This is a genomic window from Pseudoalteromonas porphyrae, assembly GCF_001298125.1.
GTDB lineage: Bacteria > Pseudomonadota > Gammaproteobacteria > Enterobacterales > Alteromonadaceae > Pseudoalteromonas > Pseudoalteromonas neustonica.
Window position 1 is genome coordinate 51,120 of the sequence record NZ_LHPH01000005.1, and the last position, 17,325, is coordinate 68,444.

Genomic DNA, 17,325 nt, shown 5'->3' on the forward strand with positions numbered 1-17,325 from the left:
TTAAGGATGACGCGAGGAACAAAAGTAACGACTACATTTATTGAATTGTCTGCACAACTACGACGATTTGTATCACGAATAGTACTACCTGACGATGTTGAAGATATCGTACAAGAAACCTTTGTTAAAAGTTATGAAGCCGATTTAAAGCAAGATATAAAATATACTCACAGTTATATGCTAAAAACGGCAAAAAATTTGGCGCTTAATCACATTGCGAAATGGGATAACCAATATAATGATTCTCTTGATAGCAGTGATGATTATCAGCAAAATTTATCATCGATGCAGTTAGAAGATGAAGTTACATCTAAAGAGCGATTCTTACTTTTTTGCAGAGCAACAGAGCAATTAAGTCAACCAGTACGTAAATGTTTTATATTAAAAAAAGTCTATGGCATGAGCCAAAAAGAAATTGCTGCGCAAATGAATTTAAGTGAAAGTACTGTTGAAAAGCACATTGCTAAAGGGTTACTAAAAGCAATGCAATACATGCAGCAGCAAGAACATCCTTCAGAGTCTGTCGCCGATAAAGACACCCTTACCAGGAGGGTAGGAAAATGAGTAATATTCATCAATTTTCATCAAAAGACGCAATTCAAGCCAAAGCAAGCCGCTGGATAAGTGCTATGGATCGTGGTTTGTCGGATACTGAACGTGCCGCATTCCAAGTATGGGTAAAGGAAAGTAAAGCACACCAAGACGCTGTATTTGAGCTTGCCCAATTGTGGGATGAGTTGAGTGTATTGAATGAATTGAGTAGTCTGTTTCCTAATAAACAAGTGCCTTCACAGCACAGTGCACCGCGTTTTAGTTTTTCTGTGGCTGCGAGTATCTTTGCTGCTATGTTGGTTGCCAGTTTTATGTTTATCGGCATTGAGCATTGGCCTAGCGCTCCACAAGAGCAGGCTAAATATAGCAAAATTTATCGCACTAAAGTGGGTGAGCAAGCAACGTATGTGTTGCCCGATAGCACGATTGTTCAGCTCAATACCAATAGTTTATTAGAAGTGGCCTACACACAAAATCGCCGACAATTGATTTTAACGCGCGGTGAAGGGCGTTTTAATGTGGCAAAAGATGCATCACGACCTTTTAGTGTCATGGCGGGTGATAAATCGTTTACAGCATTAGGGACTGTCTTTAATGTACAACGCAATGCAGCTTCTGATTTAGAGTTGGTTGTAACTGAAGGCAAAGTGATGATCACAGACCCTGCGGTTGAAGTAAATGCAGAGCACTTTGTGCAATTACAAGATGCAAGTAACGACACACTTGAAGTAAAAAATATTAATGCCAGTATTGTGATCTCAGGTGAAAAAGCATTAATAAAAGAAAGTATCACAAAGCCGATTAAACAATTAACACAAGATGATGTTCAGCGAGATTTAGCATGGCAACATGGTATGCTAATTTTTAATGGAGAACCCCTGAGCGAAGCGCTGCAAGAAGTAAGTCGTTACACTGCTACTCGCTTTGAACTAACGGATCCAGCGTTAGCTTCACTTAAAGTTGCAGGTGTTTTTAAAGCGGGTGATATTGCTGGTTTACTTGATAGCCTTAAATTAAATTTAGCCATTGATCATGAACGATTAGGTGAACATATTGTTAGCCTAAAACATAGCAATAACAGCTAAGCATGCCTACTTACTTGTTTAAATAAAGTGTTGTAAGTTACGATGGTAAAACTAAAAAGTAAAAAAATAATCAATAAAAAGATAAAATTACGTAGCGGATTTTTCTTCCTCAACTGTTTGTATAAGTTGCGCAGTAACCAAACATACACCCATTGTGGTCTATCAGTATTTGCATCGATAGCATTGAGTTTCAATGTACACGCAAATACTGTCCAGTCACAGATGGTGCAATTTGATATAAAAGCGCAGCGAGCAGATCTAGCACTGATTGACTTTGCAAAACAGACAGAACAAACCGTGGTTTTTTCATTTGAACTGGCAAAGCAGTACCAAGCCCAATCAGTATTTGGTTATTACACTCAGTTAGATGCATTAAATACAATGTTGCAAAATACTGAGCTCGATGCGGTTGTTGATCAAAATGGTTTACTGAGTATAAAACTCAAACAAATCAACAGGAATGATAACAACATGATGAAGCTTTCAGGGGTCAGTGCAGCTGTATTACCACTTTTAATGGCAGCTAACAGCCAAGCCGTTAATGCACAAGAAGAAACAGCAAAAGAAAACATCGAAAAAATAGCCATTGTCGGCAGCCGTGTCGCGGGCCGTTCAGTTGAAGATTTACCTGTTCCAGTTGATATTTTAAGTGCCGAAGCGCTTGAAAACACAGGCCAAACCGAAGTTGGCCGTATGTTACAGTCTATTGCCCCTTCATTTAACTTTTCAAGCTCGTCAATTAGTGATGGTACCGATGCATTACGCCCTGCGACATTGCGTGGTTTAGGTCCAGACCAAACACTCGTCCTGATCAATGGTAAGCGTCGCCATCAAGCGAGTATTATTCACATCAACACTTCAGTGGGGCGTGGAACTGCGGGTACAGATATGAACGCGATCCCAGCTTCAGCGATTAAACGTATTGAAGTCTTACGTGATGGTGCGGCCGCACAATATGGCTCTGATGCAATCGCGGGTGTAATTAATATTGTTTTAAAAGATGCCGATGATGGTGGTAAAGCGGCCATTAATTATGGTCAATATTCTGAAGGGGATGGCGAAACCGTCAATCTTGATTTTAATAAAGGGTTTGCATTAGGTGATGAAGGGTATGTAAACGTGACTCTTAATTACAGAGACCGCGCCCCGACTAACCGCGCCGGCTTGCATGGTTCTTGCCAATTTTATGGTTGTAAAGAACTAATCAAAGGCGTATTTTTAGCCGGTGATCCACGCGAGTTAACAGCGGATCGTAATACCTTTCGAATTGGTGATGCTGATTCACAACAATTTGGTTTGACTGTCAATACCGGGTATGAACTTGGCGATGGCGAGCTTTATGGTTTTATTACTTACTCAACGCGTGATAACGAATCGGCTGCGTTTTTCCGTCATAATGCAAATGCCGGTGGTAATCCAGTATTGCAAGATAACGATGCGACAATACCGTTAGGTTTCTTACCAAAAATTAATACGACTATCGACGATATTTCGTATAACTTCGGCTATAAAACACAGTTTGATAACGACGCAAGCTTAGATTTATCCTATACCTACGGTGAAAACAGCATTGGTTACACGACGAGTGACACAATTAATGCATCTTACGCAAACTTTTTACGTTATGACCAAGGTTTAAGTGCTGCTGACATACGAGCGACGATCCCACGCGAGGCCTATGCCTATGGTATGGAGTTATCACTTCAAACAATCAATCTTGATTTTACGCAAGATTTTGATGACTACTCATTTGCAATGGGCGCCGAAATTCGTACCGATGAATTTAGAATACTGGCAGGTGATGAATATGCGTATCGGGATTACGACACAAATAACGGGGTAAGTATTTACAAGGGGTTAAGTAATGGTGTCGGCAGTGAGGACGCAGATTTTGGTACGCAAGGTTTTGTTGGTTCATCTCCTGCTTCATCTGTTGATGAGTCGCGTGATGTTATTTCATTTTATATGGACGCAGAAGCCTACTTTATTGAAGATGTTATTATATCCGGCGCACTTCGTTATGATAATTACAAAGGCTTTGGCGATACTGTTAACTTTAAATTGGCGGGTAACTGGTCAGTAACTGATGATATCTCACTTCGTGGTGCGTTGAGCTCAGGTTTTAGAGCACCGTCTATGCAGCAGTTGTATTTTAATAACGTAAGCACGCAGTTTATAGGGGATAAAGGCAATTTAGTGGCTAAACAGGTGGGTACGTTTAGAAATGATTCATCCCTTGCGCAAAGTTTAGGTATTCCAAAACTAAAAGAGGAAAAATCTCAAAACCGCAGTCTTGGTATTGTTTATAATGTGACTGACAACATTAATGTAACGGTTGATTACTATTCAATTGATATTGACGACCGCATAGTTATCAGTAACCACTTAGGAGAAGGGCTTTCAGAGGAGTTAACTAAGGATTTAGTTAGCGCAGGGGTAGGCGCTGCTCAGTTATTTTTAAATGGCGCAGATACTGAAACGCGTGGTGTAGATTTTGTAACTACATGGAATACTGAAGGGCTCGGTGGCACGCTTGATTTTACACTTGCCGCTAATTTTACGAAAACAGATGTAGTGTCAATATTTACGCCTGATGGCTCTAGTTTAGAAACTGTGCCCGCAGATAGTGTATTTTCTAGTCAAGAAATTTCTATTATTGAAGAGTGGCAGCCAGAAGATCGCATTAATTTAAGTGCACTTTATAAACGTGATGATTGGACTGTTAATTTATCTCTGAATCGTTTTGGTGAATACACGGTAGAAGATGTGGATCGTCAAACCTATTCGGCGGAAATCTTAACTGACGTAAAAGTGAATTATTTTGTTACAGATAATTTATCGGTTAATATTGGGGCAAATAACTTGTTTGACGTTTACCCAGATAAAAATATTATCGGCAATACTCGTTCTGGCACAATTGTAGACGCTGAAGGTAACACAGTTATAAGTAGCCGTGGCATATTTGAGTACTCACGCCGTTCCGCTCCATTTGGCTTTAATGGTGCTTATTATTATATCGGCGCAGAATACCGTTTTTAATAAATAACTTTCCTATTGTTATTTAATATTCAAAGGGCTTAAAGGCCCTTTTTTCGCTTTGATCTGTCATAAAAATTTCACTGTTTTTTCAAGTTGAAATCTTTAATACTATCTGGACTAGACCAGATTGAGTTGGAAATTACAATGAATGATTATTTACTACTAACCCCAGGGCCGCTAAGCACCTCTGATACAGTAAAAAAAGCGATGCTAAAGGATTGGTGTACGTGGGATGATGAATATAACCAAGGTGTAGTTCAAGCAATTCGAGCTAAGCTGGTGGCACTTGCTACTGCACATCCAGGTTACACCAGTGTGCTAATGCAAGGCAGCGGGACAGCGAGTGTGGAGTCTGCTCTTGGCAGTTTAATAAAAAGCAGTGATAAATTGTTGGTTATTAATAATGGGGCGTATGGTGAGCGAATAGGCGAAATTGCTACCTATTTGAATATTAATACACACATTATCAATTACACCGAAACCCAACTACCAAATGTAACTGATATTGAAGCTGTTTTACTAAACGACTCTGATATTACGCATATAGCGATGGTTCACTGCGAAACAACCACGGGTATGTTAAATCCAGCCGAAGCAGTGGGACAGTTGGCCAAAACGTATAACAAGGTGTTTGTTTTAGATGCAATGAGCAGTTTTGGCGGGATCCCTTTCGATTTGGCCGATTGGCATGTTGATGTGATGATTAGCTCGGCAAACAAATGTATTCAAGGTGTACCAGGTTTTGGTTTTGTGATTTGCAAACAGCACATTATAGCGCAAAGTGAAGGCGTTTCACGTTCCCTTTCTTTAGATCTTTTTGCACAGTGGCACTGTATGGAGAAAAACAATGGTAAGTGGCGTTTTACTTCACCAACTCATGTTGTACGGGCTTTTTATCAGGCATTAGTCGAACTTGAAGAGGAGGGAGGGATCACAGAGCGTTATAAACGTTACAAGGAAAATCAGCATATTCTTGTCGCGGGAATGAAAAAGCTTGGTTTTTCTCCTTTATTAAATACGTCAGTGCATTCACCGATTATTACCTCGTTTTTATCACCAACAGGACAGGGTTACGATTTTAAAACGTTTTATAATACACTAAAAAATCAAGGGTTTGTGATTTACCCTGGTAAAGTGTCAGATGCGGATTGCTTTCGTATTGGTAACATTGGCCATGTATTTGCAGCCGATATGCATCGTTTGATTGACGCCGTTGCAAGTAATCTTTATTGGCAAGATACAGTATAAATTGAGCTATAAAAGCGATATTAGACGTATCGCTTTATTGGCCTTCGACAATCATTTCAATCGCATTGTGTAACCAATATTCAATATTATGATCAACCAATTTTTCTTGCTCATCAAAACGCTGACGCACTACTTTTAAGCATGGTGTACCACTGTTTTTTTCAAGCATCTCGCAGACATCGTCAGGAAGCACCGTTACGCTAATAATGCTCTGTTCTTTTACTACATTTGTTGCATACTGTTTGGCCATGATCTCGGTAATTGAGCTATTTAACGAATGCTTACTAAGACCGTCAAAGCGCTGCGCATCACAAAAAATGTCTTCAAACATGACTGCACGATTGTCTAAGCTACGCACTCGCTGCAGATGATATAGGCTCTGTGCGCTAAAAATATCGGTAAAATTAATATTATCAATTTTGTTCGCACTCACTAAACGTGTTTGTGCTGTGAAGCCTTGCTGCTTAGCAAGTTCGTAGAAGTTAACTTTTGTTGCGGGATGCCATCTTAGTTTATGTGGAGTGACAAACCAGCCTTTTCGTTTTTGACTATAAATTAATCCTTCTGCTTCTAATCGGATCAATGCCTCACGCACAGTGATACGTGTAGAGTTGAAGTGCTCTTGTAAAGCCCGCTCTGATGGCAGCTTACTGCCCGTGGCAATTTCGTCTTGCTGGAGTAGGGCGAGGATATAATTGCGAATTTCTTGAAATAAAAGCATATTTTTTATGTTTTCCACTGATTATCCGATAGCTTAGTCGGTATTAATGACATTAATAAGATCTAATTTTTATGTGTGGGCCTTGTTGTTGCGCTACCAAGGCACATTGTGCATCGTGAGAAAGCTGCGCACAGGTCCTATCGTAGTCAGTGTTTGCGTAAGTTAGAGACAAAAACTAATTTCTACCTCTGTTGAAGTAATGATAGGAAAGTCTTGTTTAGACATTGTATATTACCTGAGTGATTGCGTGTCAACTTTTGCTGCACTACCGCTGAGTTTAGCTAAGTAGCAGTCGATTTTATGCGGTTGCAAGTTTAAATCTTCAGCCAATTCTTTACGGCGAATAGCATTACGCACAATATAGGCGCCAGTGGTTCGAATAGGCTCTATTGGGAATTGCTTAAGTGGCTGATTTACTAATCCGCAGTGTTGCCATTGTGGATTATTATTGAGCACCATAGCTGAGAGTATTTTTGCGCCTAAATAAGACTGAACAATACCATTACCAGAATAACCACCAGCATAAAGCACGTGTGGGTGTGCGTTTAAATGTCCAAAAAAAGGAAAGCCAGTGGCACTTCTGTCAGATGGCCCAGTCCATGTGCGTTCGATAGGCAGTTCATGCCCTTTGAAAAAATGAGCTAATGAGCTATCAAGTAATTTTTTATAGTGACTTGGTTGATCAAATTTGGGATGTACTTTATTGCCATAACTGAAAAAATTTCCACCTTTGCCAAGCATTAAACGCCCATCTAAGGTGCTGCGGTAATAGTTAACAAAAGTACGAGAATCAATAATTGCACTACCATGATTTAACTTGAGTTGCTCGAGTACATCAGGTATTGGTTTGGTGATGATCATGTCACTTGAAACCAAGACTACTGAGCGAGAAAACTTGTTTTGTAAAGTGGGTAGCCACGCATTAACAGCAAAGATAAGGGTATTACAAACTAACGCCCCTTGATTGGTGGTGACATTTATTGGCTCATGGTCATGATGCTGTATATAACGACAATGCTCAATAACATCAACCCCCATTCGTTGGGCAACACGCTTAAGCCCTCTGACTAATTTTGCTGGTTGGATACTGCCGCCATGAGCAGAAAAATGAGCATGCAAATTTTGTTTTGAGCCTGTTTGTAATAGTTGCTCAGCAGTGCACTTTTGCCAAGAATTGAGGTTAAATTGATCTAAACAATCCAAAGCGTTATCAAGCAAGCCCAGTTGTGCACGGTTAGAGGCGGTATAAAAACATCCGTCAATTCTGCAGTCACAGTCAATACCTTGTTCTTTTGTGAATGCGTTTATTTCATGCACGGCTAGTTCAGATTGCTTAACTAAAAATAGCGCGTTATCTAAACCAACAAGCTTAATTAGGCTAGGAAGCTTTGTTGACCAGGTTAGCATTGCACCACCATTTCGCCCAGATGCACCTTGGCCGCATAATCCTTGCTCAATAATGGTTACTTTTTTTGTAGGGTGTTGTTGCTTTATATTGATTGCAGTCCAAAGACCGGTGAACCCGCCACCAATAACGCATACATCAGTGTGATGCCCTTGGGGTAATAAATGAAAAGGCGCAGCGGCCTCCTCATTTATAGCGCTATCAAACCAAAAAGGTTGATATGTCATTAAGGGCGCTCTCCACGTGCAAGTCTTGCTTCAATTTGCATAAGGATAGGCTCAATATCAGCGAGTGAATCAATCACGTAATGTGCGCCACTGTAATAAAGTTGCTGGTAGGCTGTACGGGTAAGTTCATCTTGTTCGGTTTGTGAACATGCTTGCCATTGTGACTCTGTTAGGCCCACTGCATTGCCTGTTAATGCAACGCCGACTGTCCACATTCCGGCGTTTAAGCCTTCTGCAATTCCAGGTGCTGAGTCATCGACTTTAACGCAATGTGCGACATTGCTGATCCCCAATACATTTACATTTTCAAGGGCCATCCAAGGACCTGGGCGAGATCCTGCTGATAATTCATCGCTGCCCACGCTGTGATCGGGTTTATAACCATATTCAGCCGCCGCAACTTCTAATATATCCATAACTTGGCGAGGATAACCTGAGCAACTGCCTATTTTCAAACCTTGTTGCTTTAAGCGATTTAACACCGGTAATACCCCTGCAATTGGCATTGCTCGCTCAGCGACTTTGGCTTTTTGTAATGGCATAAAAGTCTCGTAAATATGATCAATTTGGTCATTACTCATAGGCGCACCAAACTGCGTTTGCCAACGCGCTTTAATATCAGCAAGTGATCCTAATGTTGCGATGTGATCCCATTTACCCATGCCCATTGGAATGCGCGCTTCTTGTAAACTGATTTCGAAATTAAACGCGGTTTTAAATGCTTCAACAAAAATGGTGGTTGGAGCAACTGAGCCATGATCAACAACCGTGCCGGCCCAATCTAAAATGAGTGCTTCTAACTTTGTCATAATGTTCCTTAAATATTTATAGAGGCCAATGTTGGCGCAGATGTTTTTTGTGTAGATAAACGAATTGAAAAGTAACTTAATGAGCACAGTACTAAAAAGCCAGCCACAGTGCCGACCCAGTAACTGGCGGTAATAAAGAAGTTCAGCCAACTGATTTCAGGCATTACAAAGGTACGATAGAGTAAAATGCCCACAGAGCCTAAATAGCCAGCAGAGTCGGCTAGATATATTAAAAACCCTGCGTTAGCTGTTGAACCAACGGCAGAAATCATTCGATCAAATAAGAAGCAGTTATAGGGAATGTAGCTAATATAAAGGCCTGCACCGAGTAACACCATCCAAGCTTTGGCGCTAAGTAATTGGCTTTCAAAAGCCAAAGTGCTGCTTATAAGTAAGCAAGCGCCAAATAATATAAATGCATGATTAACGTAAAATGCGGTTTTATTATTTTTCACCAGTACCATTGCGCCCAAAGCGATTAGTACGATGAGTGCCATACGGATCCCCGCATAAGCAAAAATAGCAGGCTCTTGCCCGTACCCCAGTGCTTGCCATATTTCCGCTGCAAAGTTGTCACGAAAATCACGAAAGCCTGTAAAGAGTAAAAAGCTCAATATCAAAGCGCTGATACCAAACCAATAACGTTTAAAAAACTGCCAGCGTGCTTTGGCATCCATAGGTAAGCGCTGTTGACGGGCTTGCTGATCTGCCAAGGTTGGATCAGGTAATAATGTTAAACATTTAACACTCAGTAATAGTATCGGCAAAAAAAGCGCGCCGGTTGCAGCAGGCATCCACAGTTCAGGTACATTTAAAGTGTCAATTAGCCATTTGCCAACACTTCTGACTAAACCAGAGGCGAGAATAAAGGTAACACTGAGCACCGCACCAAGAATTTCAGAGGTGCGCCTGCCTTCTAAAAAACTAAACACAATTCCCCAAATCATGCCAAGCGATAAACCGTTAAAAAACAGCCAGACAATATTAAAACCAACCGGTGTGATGGCAAATAAAATCAGCGATAATTCGGCACCCGCGATCATGGCAATGATCGCTAGACCGCGTTGTTGGTGACGCATTTCTGCAATGACCTTAACGCCTATAAACTTAGCGCATAGATAGCCTAAAACTTGTGAAAGAATTAAAGCTATTTTAAAGCTGACTTGCCAGCTCGGATCGTCAAACTCGGTATAACTATTTGCAGTAAAGGGCTTTCGAAAAGCGTACATACAAAAGTAAGTCATAAACGCAGAGCTGGCGGCGAATAAAACAAAGCCAATACCGTGAGCACGTTTTAGCCATTGTGGTTGAGTAAACATAAAGCAATCCTTTGCGGGGCACAGCCCCGCACAACATAGAAGTGATCAGAATTGGTAATTAATGCCAATCATGCCACGCACACCGTAATATTCGACTTGCAGAGGGCGACTCTCATCGCCTAAGTAATATTTAAGTGGCTCGTTAGTTAGATTGTTTAACTCTAAATAAACTAATGCATTATCGTTAAGCTGATATGACGTAGTAAAATCAACACTGGTGTTATCGCCATAATAGCTATCAGACTGTGAGTTGCTGCCATGCTCTTCGATATATTCGCCTTTATAGTTAAGCGCAATTCGCGCAGCAAAAAATGAATCATCGTAGTACAAGGTAAAGTTATATAAGTTATCGGCTTGGCGTGAAATCGCGACCTTGTCGGTTCTGCCTGGGATGCTCATTTGTGAATCCATAAATGTAGCATTGACCATAACGCCCACACTTTCCAAAGCAGGATTAATAAAGGCTAAGTCACGATTAAAAGCCATTTCAACTCCAGCAAGCCACGCGCTATCCCCATTTTCTGGGCGAATAATATTGACGCTACTTTTGTTGCCAAACTTACCCATTGAACTACTTTGAAAAATAGGGTCGCTGATATCTTTGTAGAACACCCCCGCAGAAATTAAACCGACTCTTTCAAAAAAGTACTCAGCCATAAAGTCGAGATTATTTGAATAAGTAGGATCAAGTTCTGGATTACCAGTAACAAGTTCGTTTTCTGCTTCTAAATAAGTTGCGCCAGGGGTAAGGGAGCCAAAATCAGGACGAGAAAATGAGCGAGTTAACGCTAAGCGATAGTTTGTTTGCTCATCAAAATGATAGGTAAGGTGCAATGCTGGTAACACAGAGAGATAATCGTTACTTGCGCTGCTAGGGATGACTTTATCCTCGTCAGCTAAATACAGGTAACCGTCAACTTTCGTATCGGTTTGTGTTAATCGTAATCCTCCTAACATTTCCCACTGGCTATTAAAAGTATAAGTTGCCATTGCGTATAACGATGCGTGCTGTTCACTCACATCAAAATTACGACCAAGTGCACCGCCATTTTCGACTAAAGCAGACTCGCTTTTATCAAGTACAAATTTTTCTTTATTTTTATTCCAAAATTGTGCCAAAGCATCAGTAGCGGCAACCTGCGAAAATTGACTTTGATAGTCAATATTTAGCTCATTTAAGTAGTCATTTCTGCCTGGCTGGTCTGACAAACTAAAATCACTTAATGTAGGTGCTACGCCATACTGAGCTTCATCCCATGCGTAAAACTCATCACTAAAACGCGCTACGCGTTCTTTATCACGATATTTAGCACCTACTTTTAATATTAAATCGCTGTCTAGTTGCCATTCAAAATCTGTGCTGGCGACAATTTTATCTTTTTCGTTAACGAATACTTTATAAAGCTCTACCCAAGAGAGCTTTGCTTTACTGGGATCGAATGAAAACCCATTGGGTAAGTGATTACTGATTGCATTCCAAGGATCGCTGCCGTTATCAACCGTGTTATAGGCATAATTTTTACCCGTTCCACGGTCTTCTAGCCCTTGATAGCCGACATCTTTTTGATCAAATCGCACGACAAAATAGCTGTTGTCATCGGTATTAGGCGTATCACCATAACGAAACTCGTTTTCGTAACTAGAGAGTTTCCATGAAAGGGTTTTGTCGTAACCGAAGTAGTGCTCACCGGCAATCTCGAAACCGGTCATTTCAGTAATTAATTCATTTCGGATATGTTGTACTTCTGCGCGGTTTTTATCAAAGCGCATGCGATGTTTGTAATGCGTTTCATCATCTATTAGTGTGCCATACATAGCTGTAGCACTTAAAGTTCCTTGCTCTAACTGATATTCAATAGCACCATTAAGGCCATAGGTTTCGCGTGTACCCGTGTAATCACGTAGCTCTAATCGATAAATACCTAAGCCGTCATTACCGCGACGAGGTTCATAGTTATCAGTGGCCCAATCTCGTTGCCAAGCGGTCGCATTAATTAAGAACCCTAACTTGTCATCAAGGAGTCTATCTCCGTAAAGCACATTAGCGGAGTAATTTGTACCATCAGCTAATTCATTTTGGCCAATAGCAAGATTGGTATTAAATACAAAATCATCGGGTGCTTTTTTGGTTACAAAGTTTACGTTGCCGCCAATCGCATCGCCTTCAATATCAGGTGTAAGCGCTTTAGATACTTCGACAAACTCGATGAGTTCACTAGGGAAAAAGTCAAATGCAGTGGCGCGGCTGGTGGTTTCTTCCTCGGCGGTAGGTAAACGATCGCCATTTATACTTGCAGAGCTCCACTGTGCTGGTAAACCGCGAACGGCAACAAAGCGACCTTCACCTTGATCTCGCTCAATTGATACACCTGGGATACGTTGCACAGCCTCAGCAGCATTTCGGTCGGGGAGTTTACCAATCCCATCTGCAGAGATTATATTTTTAATGCTTTTAGCATTTTTTTGGTTATTTGCAGCGGCCATTTCACCACGTTGAATGTGTCCTACGGCAATAATTTCTTCAATAGCATTATCGTTTGTTACTGCGAAGAGGGTGATTGGTTTTAGTTTTTTTACCTCATCTTCTGCAATATTTATATCAATTAAATAAGGTTGATACCCTAAGTAAGATACTTTTAATTGATAACTACCCGCATCAAGCTTAGGTAGTTCAAATTGGCCTTGATAGTTGGTAACCGTACTTTTATCAGTGCCTACAATGCTAATTAACGCACCTGATAAATGTGTTTTGTTATCTTTAATTGTACCTACAAATGTTGCGTTTTGAGCAACTGTATTATGGGTAACAAGTAATGCACTGGTACTTAGTAATATTGCCGTTGCTATTGCATGTCGTTTCATTATTAGTTCAGCCTCAAGTTTAAAATATCTGGTCTAGACCAGCCTTGTTAAAGCTAATAATAAACGGCTATCTTTACAAACATGTGACGAAAAGATTTATTTATGAAAAAGGGCCGAAAGGCCCTTTTATAGTTTTTAGTGGGAGGTGAGTGCTATAGGGTAATTATTATAGTCTTTAATATTATTCATTACGGTCACTAATGTTTGATGTGTACTGTTTTCGTTCGCGGCAATTTGCACGGTAGTAATTTCATATTTGGCTGCGAACATGGCGAGATTAGTTGCAACTTGGTCTAAATCAATTAACCGTCCGGAAAAATATACCGCATTACTTTGGTCAATGGTGAAGCGCGCATTTTTAGATTGCTTATCTATTTGAGGGTTATCTACAGGGCGTTGTAACTCAATACCTACGGGTTTAACAAATGAAGTTGTAACAATAAAAAAAATTAATAATATAAACACAATATCAAGCATGGGCGTCATATCTGCCTCGGCGTTATTTTGTTTTACATGTTGTTTATTTCTCATAATGGAACCTTATTATATTTATTAAGTTTAAATAAATGCTGCGGCGCCACAGCGGTATTAGGTACCTATTAGTAAGACTAGTAGAGTGAAAATGAGCTGTGGTTAAATAAATGTTTTATTTTTATTAATTCTTTGCGCTGCATTGTTATAAAGGTTAATTTTATGCGGGCATAAAAAAGCCCAGCGTGAACACTGGGCTTTGTATAACAAGTTTGATTAATGCTTTTGCATACGGCTCATTTCTGTATGGCAGCTTTGCATTGTTAACAGTACTTTTGATAATGCAGCTTCACAATCATGTGGCTGTGGTTTTTGCATGGCTGACTTTATTTCTTCGAGTGTTTTGTCTTCTACTTCTTCTAGCTCTTTAACGTAGGTTTGGTCGTTATTTGAGCTGAACTTAGTAATAAGCGCGGTGTAAGCACGGCGAGCTTCAACAGCAAAAGAGGAGCCATCTTCTCGTTCACCTTGTTCATTAATAGCGTAAGGTTGTAAGCTTTCAATGCTCACTTTACGTGCGTCGATCATACGTTGAAAAAGTGCACCTATGGCAGGATCTTGAACTTTCTCCTGAGCTTTTTCATAAAAATCGATGCCGCTGTTCATTACTTGGATAATGTCAGTGATATGATTTACTTCTGTTCCTTGATGGGTATTCATAATGTTGACCTCTTTAAGTTAAATGAATATTAAAGTTCAATTAACTTAAAGCAATGGTCATTCCATTATTTTGTTTTTGTTATGCATTTGATTTTAAAGTATTATTTAAATTTATCAGATTCACTTAGAAATAGACGTAAGCAAATTTTACACAGGAGTATGTAAGACTGTTACTTTAACTCATCAGCAACTTCAGCTACTTTTTGCCTTAACCAAATATGACTTGCGTCTCTGTGCAGTAATGGGCTCCAGATCATATCTAACTCAAAAGGTGGAATTGGGAAAGGAGGATCGAGGATCTTTAAACCTGGGTCATCTAAATAAATATTGGCGGCCTTTGAGGGTAATGTAGCGACTAAGTTTTGCTCTTTTGCTAAATGAATTGCGACATGATAATTACGTGTAAAAGTGGCAATGTTACGATGCTTACCAAAGTGGGCGAGTGCTTCATCTACCCAGCCCAGTTTTTGCACATCTTTAGGATCCATGCCAACACCCACACCAAAGCCTGTTTTACTTACCCAAATATGCCGTGCTTTTAAATAACTATCTAGACTAAAACTTTCAATTATCGGGTTGTCAGCCTTAACTAAACAACAAAAGCTATCTTTCCATATACGTTTATGATGAAACGATTGCGGTAAATTTTCAAAACGATTGATCGCCATATCGACCTTACCATTTTCAACATCATGAAAGGTTACATCGCTTGGAGTCAAAATGTCTAAAGTGGTGTCAGGTGCTTCTGTATGCAGCTTACTGAGTAGCTTAGGCGCAAGTGTACTGGCTGCGTAATCACTAGCCATAATACGAAACACGCGTTTACTTTGGCTGGCTTCAAACTCGCGGTTAGGAGCAAGTGTCTCTTCGAGTGTCATTAATATACCGCGGATCACTGGCTGTAATTCAAGCGCTCGCTCTGTGGGTACCATACCATCACTTGTGCGAACTAAAATGGGGTCGTTAAATAAGTTACGTAAGCGTTTTAGGCCATTGCTCATTGCAGGCTGTGTGATGCTCAGTTGGTTTGCGGCACGCGTAACATTACATTCGCGTAATAACGTATCCAAATAAACAAGTAAATTTAAGTCTATTTTGCTGATGTTCATTGTGTGTCCTTTCGTTTACCAACTATGGATAAAACGCTGTGAGCTAGGGTATGGATAAATGTGGCTAACAAGGCCATTTTTAACATTTTTTTGCGCTTGTTGCCAAAATTCGACATCGAGTAATTCAGGATGCACTTGCGTAAAAATCGCTTTATAACAAGGGTTTGGCATTACAAAGGTGCATAATTGCTCTGGGAATACATCTTGGGGTGCCACAGAGTAACTTTGCTCGTTAGTTAAGTAATCATCGTAGGTTTTTGGTTTAGGTAAGGCTCGAAAATTCATATCAGTAAGATATTGGACTTCATCGTAATCGTAAAAAATGATTCGCTTGTGATTACTGACCCCAAAATTTTTCAAAAGCATGTCGCCAGGGAAAATATTTACCGCAATCATCTCTTTCAACGCTTGCCCGTACTCGATAATGGCAGTACGTGCATCTTCTTCGTTGGCACTTTCTAGAAATAAGTTCAGCGGTGTCATTCTTCGCTCTATATAGAGGTGTTTTATAATCAACAAATCCCCCTCAATCACCATTGATGACCCTATTGTTGCCTTTAACTGTGTTAATAATGTAGCGTTAAAGCGTGCCAGTGGGAATACGACGTTAGAATACTCTATGGTGTCAGCCATCCGGCCGACTCGGTCATGGCTTTTAACTAATTGGTAGCGTTTTAGAACAGTGTCACGACCAAAAGGCTTACTCTCACCAAATTTGTCTTTAATTATTTTGAACACGTAGCCAAAAGAAGGTTGCGTGAATACCATCATCACCATTCCCGGTGTGCCTGGGGCGATAATAAAATCGTCGTTTGAGCGCTCTAGGTGCGTTAAAAATTCACGGTAAAACTCGGTTTTTCCTTGCTTGTGAAAACCAATCGCGTTGTACAGTTCAGCAAGGGTTTTATTCGGCATTAGCTGATTTAAAAAACGGACTAATGCAGAGGGCGCATGGGTTTCAACCATAAAATAAGCACGGGCAAAACCAAAAATAACCCGCATTTGTGATGATTTAGTGAGTAGGGCGTCTAAATATAAACCTTTATCTTCATGGTGAAGAACGGCAATAATAAAAGGCTGCACACCGCTTTGCGAAACAACACGGCCTACAATGTAGGCGGCTTTATTACGATAAAAGGGAGTTTGTAATATATCAAAACGCATTTGCCATGCACTGTGGTGTGTATCTGGCGCTTGTTTATAAAATGCTTTAACAAGTAAGCGAATATCGCGTTCTAAGTCATTAAAAGAGGCTTTAAAGTCAAATTGCTCAATAATTTTACGGATCGTGGGTTTTAAGCCATCAATAACAGGAAAATAACTACGATACTCTGCTTCAATTGGTAACGCAGGGGCATCAGCGAGTGTGGCTTTAACAAAAATGAAATTATTATTAAAATAACGACGATGAGATAATCGACAAAAAACAGAGTTGTAAAATGTTTCAGCTAATTCTGCCTGTGGGTGAAAAAGCAAGAACTGTTGATAGTGCTGCTTTGTTGCAAGCCATAGCGATTCATCAAGTTGTGTTGTTAGGTACTCGTCTTTGAGTTGTTGCGTTGTTTCATTTACTCGGTCATCGTAATAACTGATCCGCAAACGACTAATTTCGTGCATTTTAGACCAGTCTTTATGCGCAAAGGCAAGCGGGGCTTGTGCTGTAATTTTTTGAAATAATAAATAGTGCTTTTTAAAGCCTTTTAAAATGAATTCGGCAATCTCGTGCGCGCACATATGGCTACTCCTAGAATACGGTGT

The 17,325-nt window shown here is 40.2% G+C and carries 13 protein-coding genes; 4 read left to right on the forward strand and 9 right to left on the reverse strand.

What is annotated here, in order from left to right:
* Positions 1-6: 6 nt before the first annotated feature.
* The 4 genes from ADS77_RS05905 to phnW all read left to right on the forward strand — a co-directional run bounded on the left by ADS77_RS05905 (position 7) and on the right by phnW (position 5,924).
* Complete coding sequence (locus ADS77_RS05905) at positions 7-564, forward strand: sigma-70 family RNA polymerase sigma factor (RefSeq protein WP_054203534.1); 558 nt, start codon at positions 7-9, stop codon at positions 562-564.
* On the forward strand, positions 561-1,637 hold the full coding sequence (locus ADS77_RS05910; protein ID WP_054453390.1) for a FecR family protein: 1,077 nt from the start codon (positions 561-563) through the stop codon (positions 1,635-1,637). Before ADS77_RS05905 ends, ADS77_RS05910 begins: the two co-directional genes overlap by 4 nt.
* 42 nt (positions 1,638-1,679) lie before the next feature.
* Complete coding sequence (locus ADS77_RS05915) at positions 1,680-4,676, forward strand: TonB-dependent receptor plug domain-containing protein (RefSeq protein ID WP_054453393.1); 2,997 nt, start codon at positions 1,680-1,682, stop codon at positions 4,674-4,676.
* 144 nt (positions 4,677-4,820) lie between these two features.
* Entirely contained in the window at positions 4,821-5,924 is a 1,104-nt protein-coding gene (gene phnW, locus ADS77_RS05920; RefSeq protein WP_054453395.1) for a 2-aminoethylphosphonate--pyruvate transaminase, read from the forward strand.
* Positions 5,925-5,958: 34 nt separating this feature from the next.
* Here phnW and ADS77_RS05925 read toward each other — a convergent pair whose 3' ends face one another.
* From ADS77_RS05925 to aceK, 9 genes are all read right to left on the reverse strand, one after another.
* Positions 5,959-6,663 (reverse strand): GntR family transcriptional regulator, encoded by a 705-nt coding sequence (locus ADS77_RS05925; RefSeq protein ID WP_231658960.1) that lies wholly within the window; start codon positions 6,661-6,663, stop codon positions 5,959-5,961.
* Positions 6,664-6,876: 213 nt separating this feature from the next.
* Positions 6,877-8,277, reverse strand: a complete 1,401-nt coding sequence (locus ADS77_RS05930; protein ID WP_054453397.1) for an FAD-dependent oxidoreductase — start codon at positions 8,275-8,277, stop codon at positions 6,877-6,879.
* Positions 8,277-9,086: a phosphonoacetaldehyde hydrolase gene (phnX, locus tag ADS77_RS05935; RefSeq protein WP_054203539.1), complete on the reverse strand. Its 810-nt coding sequence runs from the start codon at positions 9,084-9,086 to the stop codon at positions 8,277-8,279. Before phnX ends, ADS77_RS05930 begins: the two co-directional genes overlap by 1 nt.
* Before the next feature lie 8 nt (positions 9,087-9,094).
* Positions 9,095-10,405: a DUF5690 family protein gene (locus ADS77_RS05940; protein ID WP_054453398.1), complete on the reverse strand. Its 1,311-nt coding sequence runs from the start codon at positions 10,403-10,405 to the stop codon at positions 9,095-9,097.
* Between the two features lie 45 nt (positions 10,406-10,450).
* Entirely contained in the window at positions 10,451-13,267 is a 2,817-nt protein-coding gene (locus ADS77_RS05945) for a TonB-dependent receptor (RefSeq protein ID WP_054453400.1), read from the reverse strand.
* 135 nt (positions 13,268-13,402) lie between these two features.
* Entirely contained in the window at positions 13,403-13,798 is a 396-nt protein-coding gene (locus ADS77_RS05950; protein ID WP_054203542.1) for an ExbD/TolR family protein, read from the reverse strand.
* A 216-nt stretch (positions 13,799-14,014) separates the two neighbouring features.
* On the reverse strand, positions 14,015-14,458 hold the full coding sequence (locus ADS77_RS05955; RefSeq protein ID WP_054203543.1) for a ferritin-like domain-containing protein: 444 nt from the start codon (positions 14,456-14,458) through the stop codon (positions 14,015-14,017).
* A 170-nt stretch (positions 14,459-14,628) separates the two neighbouring features.
* A complete protein-coding gene (locus ADS77_RS05960; RefSeq protein ID WP_054203544.1) occupies positions 14,629-15,567 on the reverse strand; it encodes a LysR family transcriptional regulator in 939 nt (312 codons plus the stop codon).
* 15 nt (positions 15,568-15,582) lie between these two features.
* Positions 15,583-17,301 (reverse strand): bifunctional isocitrate dehydrogenase kinase/phosphatase, encoded by a 1,719-nt coding sequence (gene aceK / locus ADS77_RS05965; RefSeq protein ID WP_054453402.1) that lies wholly within the window; start codon positions 17,299-17,301, stop codon positions 15,583-15,585.
* Positions 17,302-17,325 lie beyond the last annotated feature (24 nt).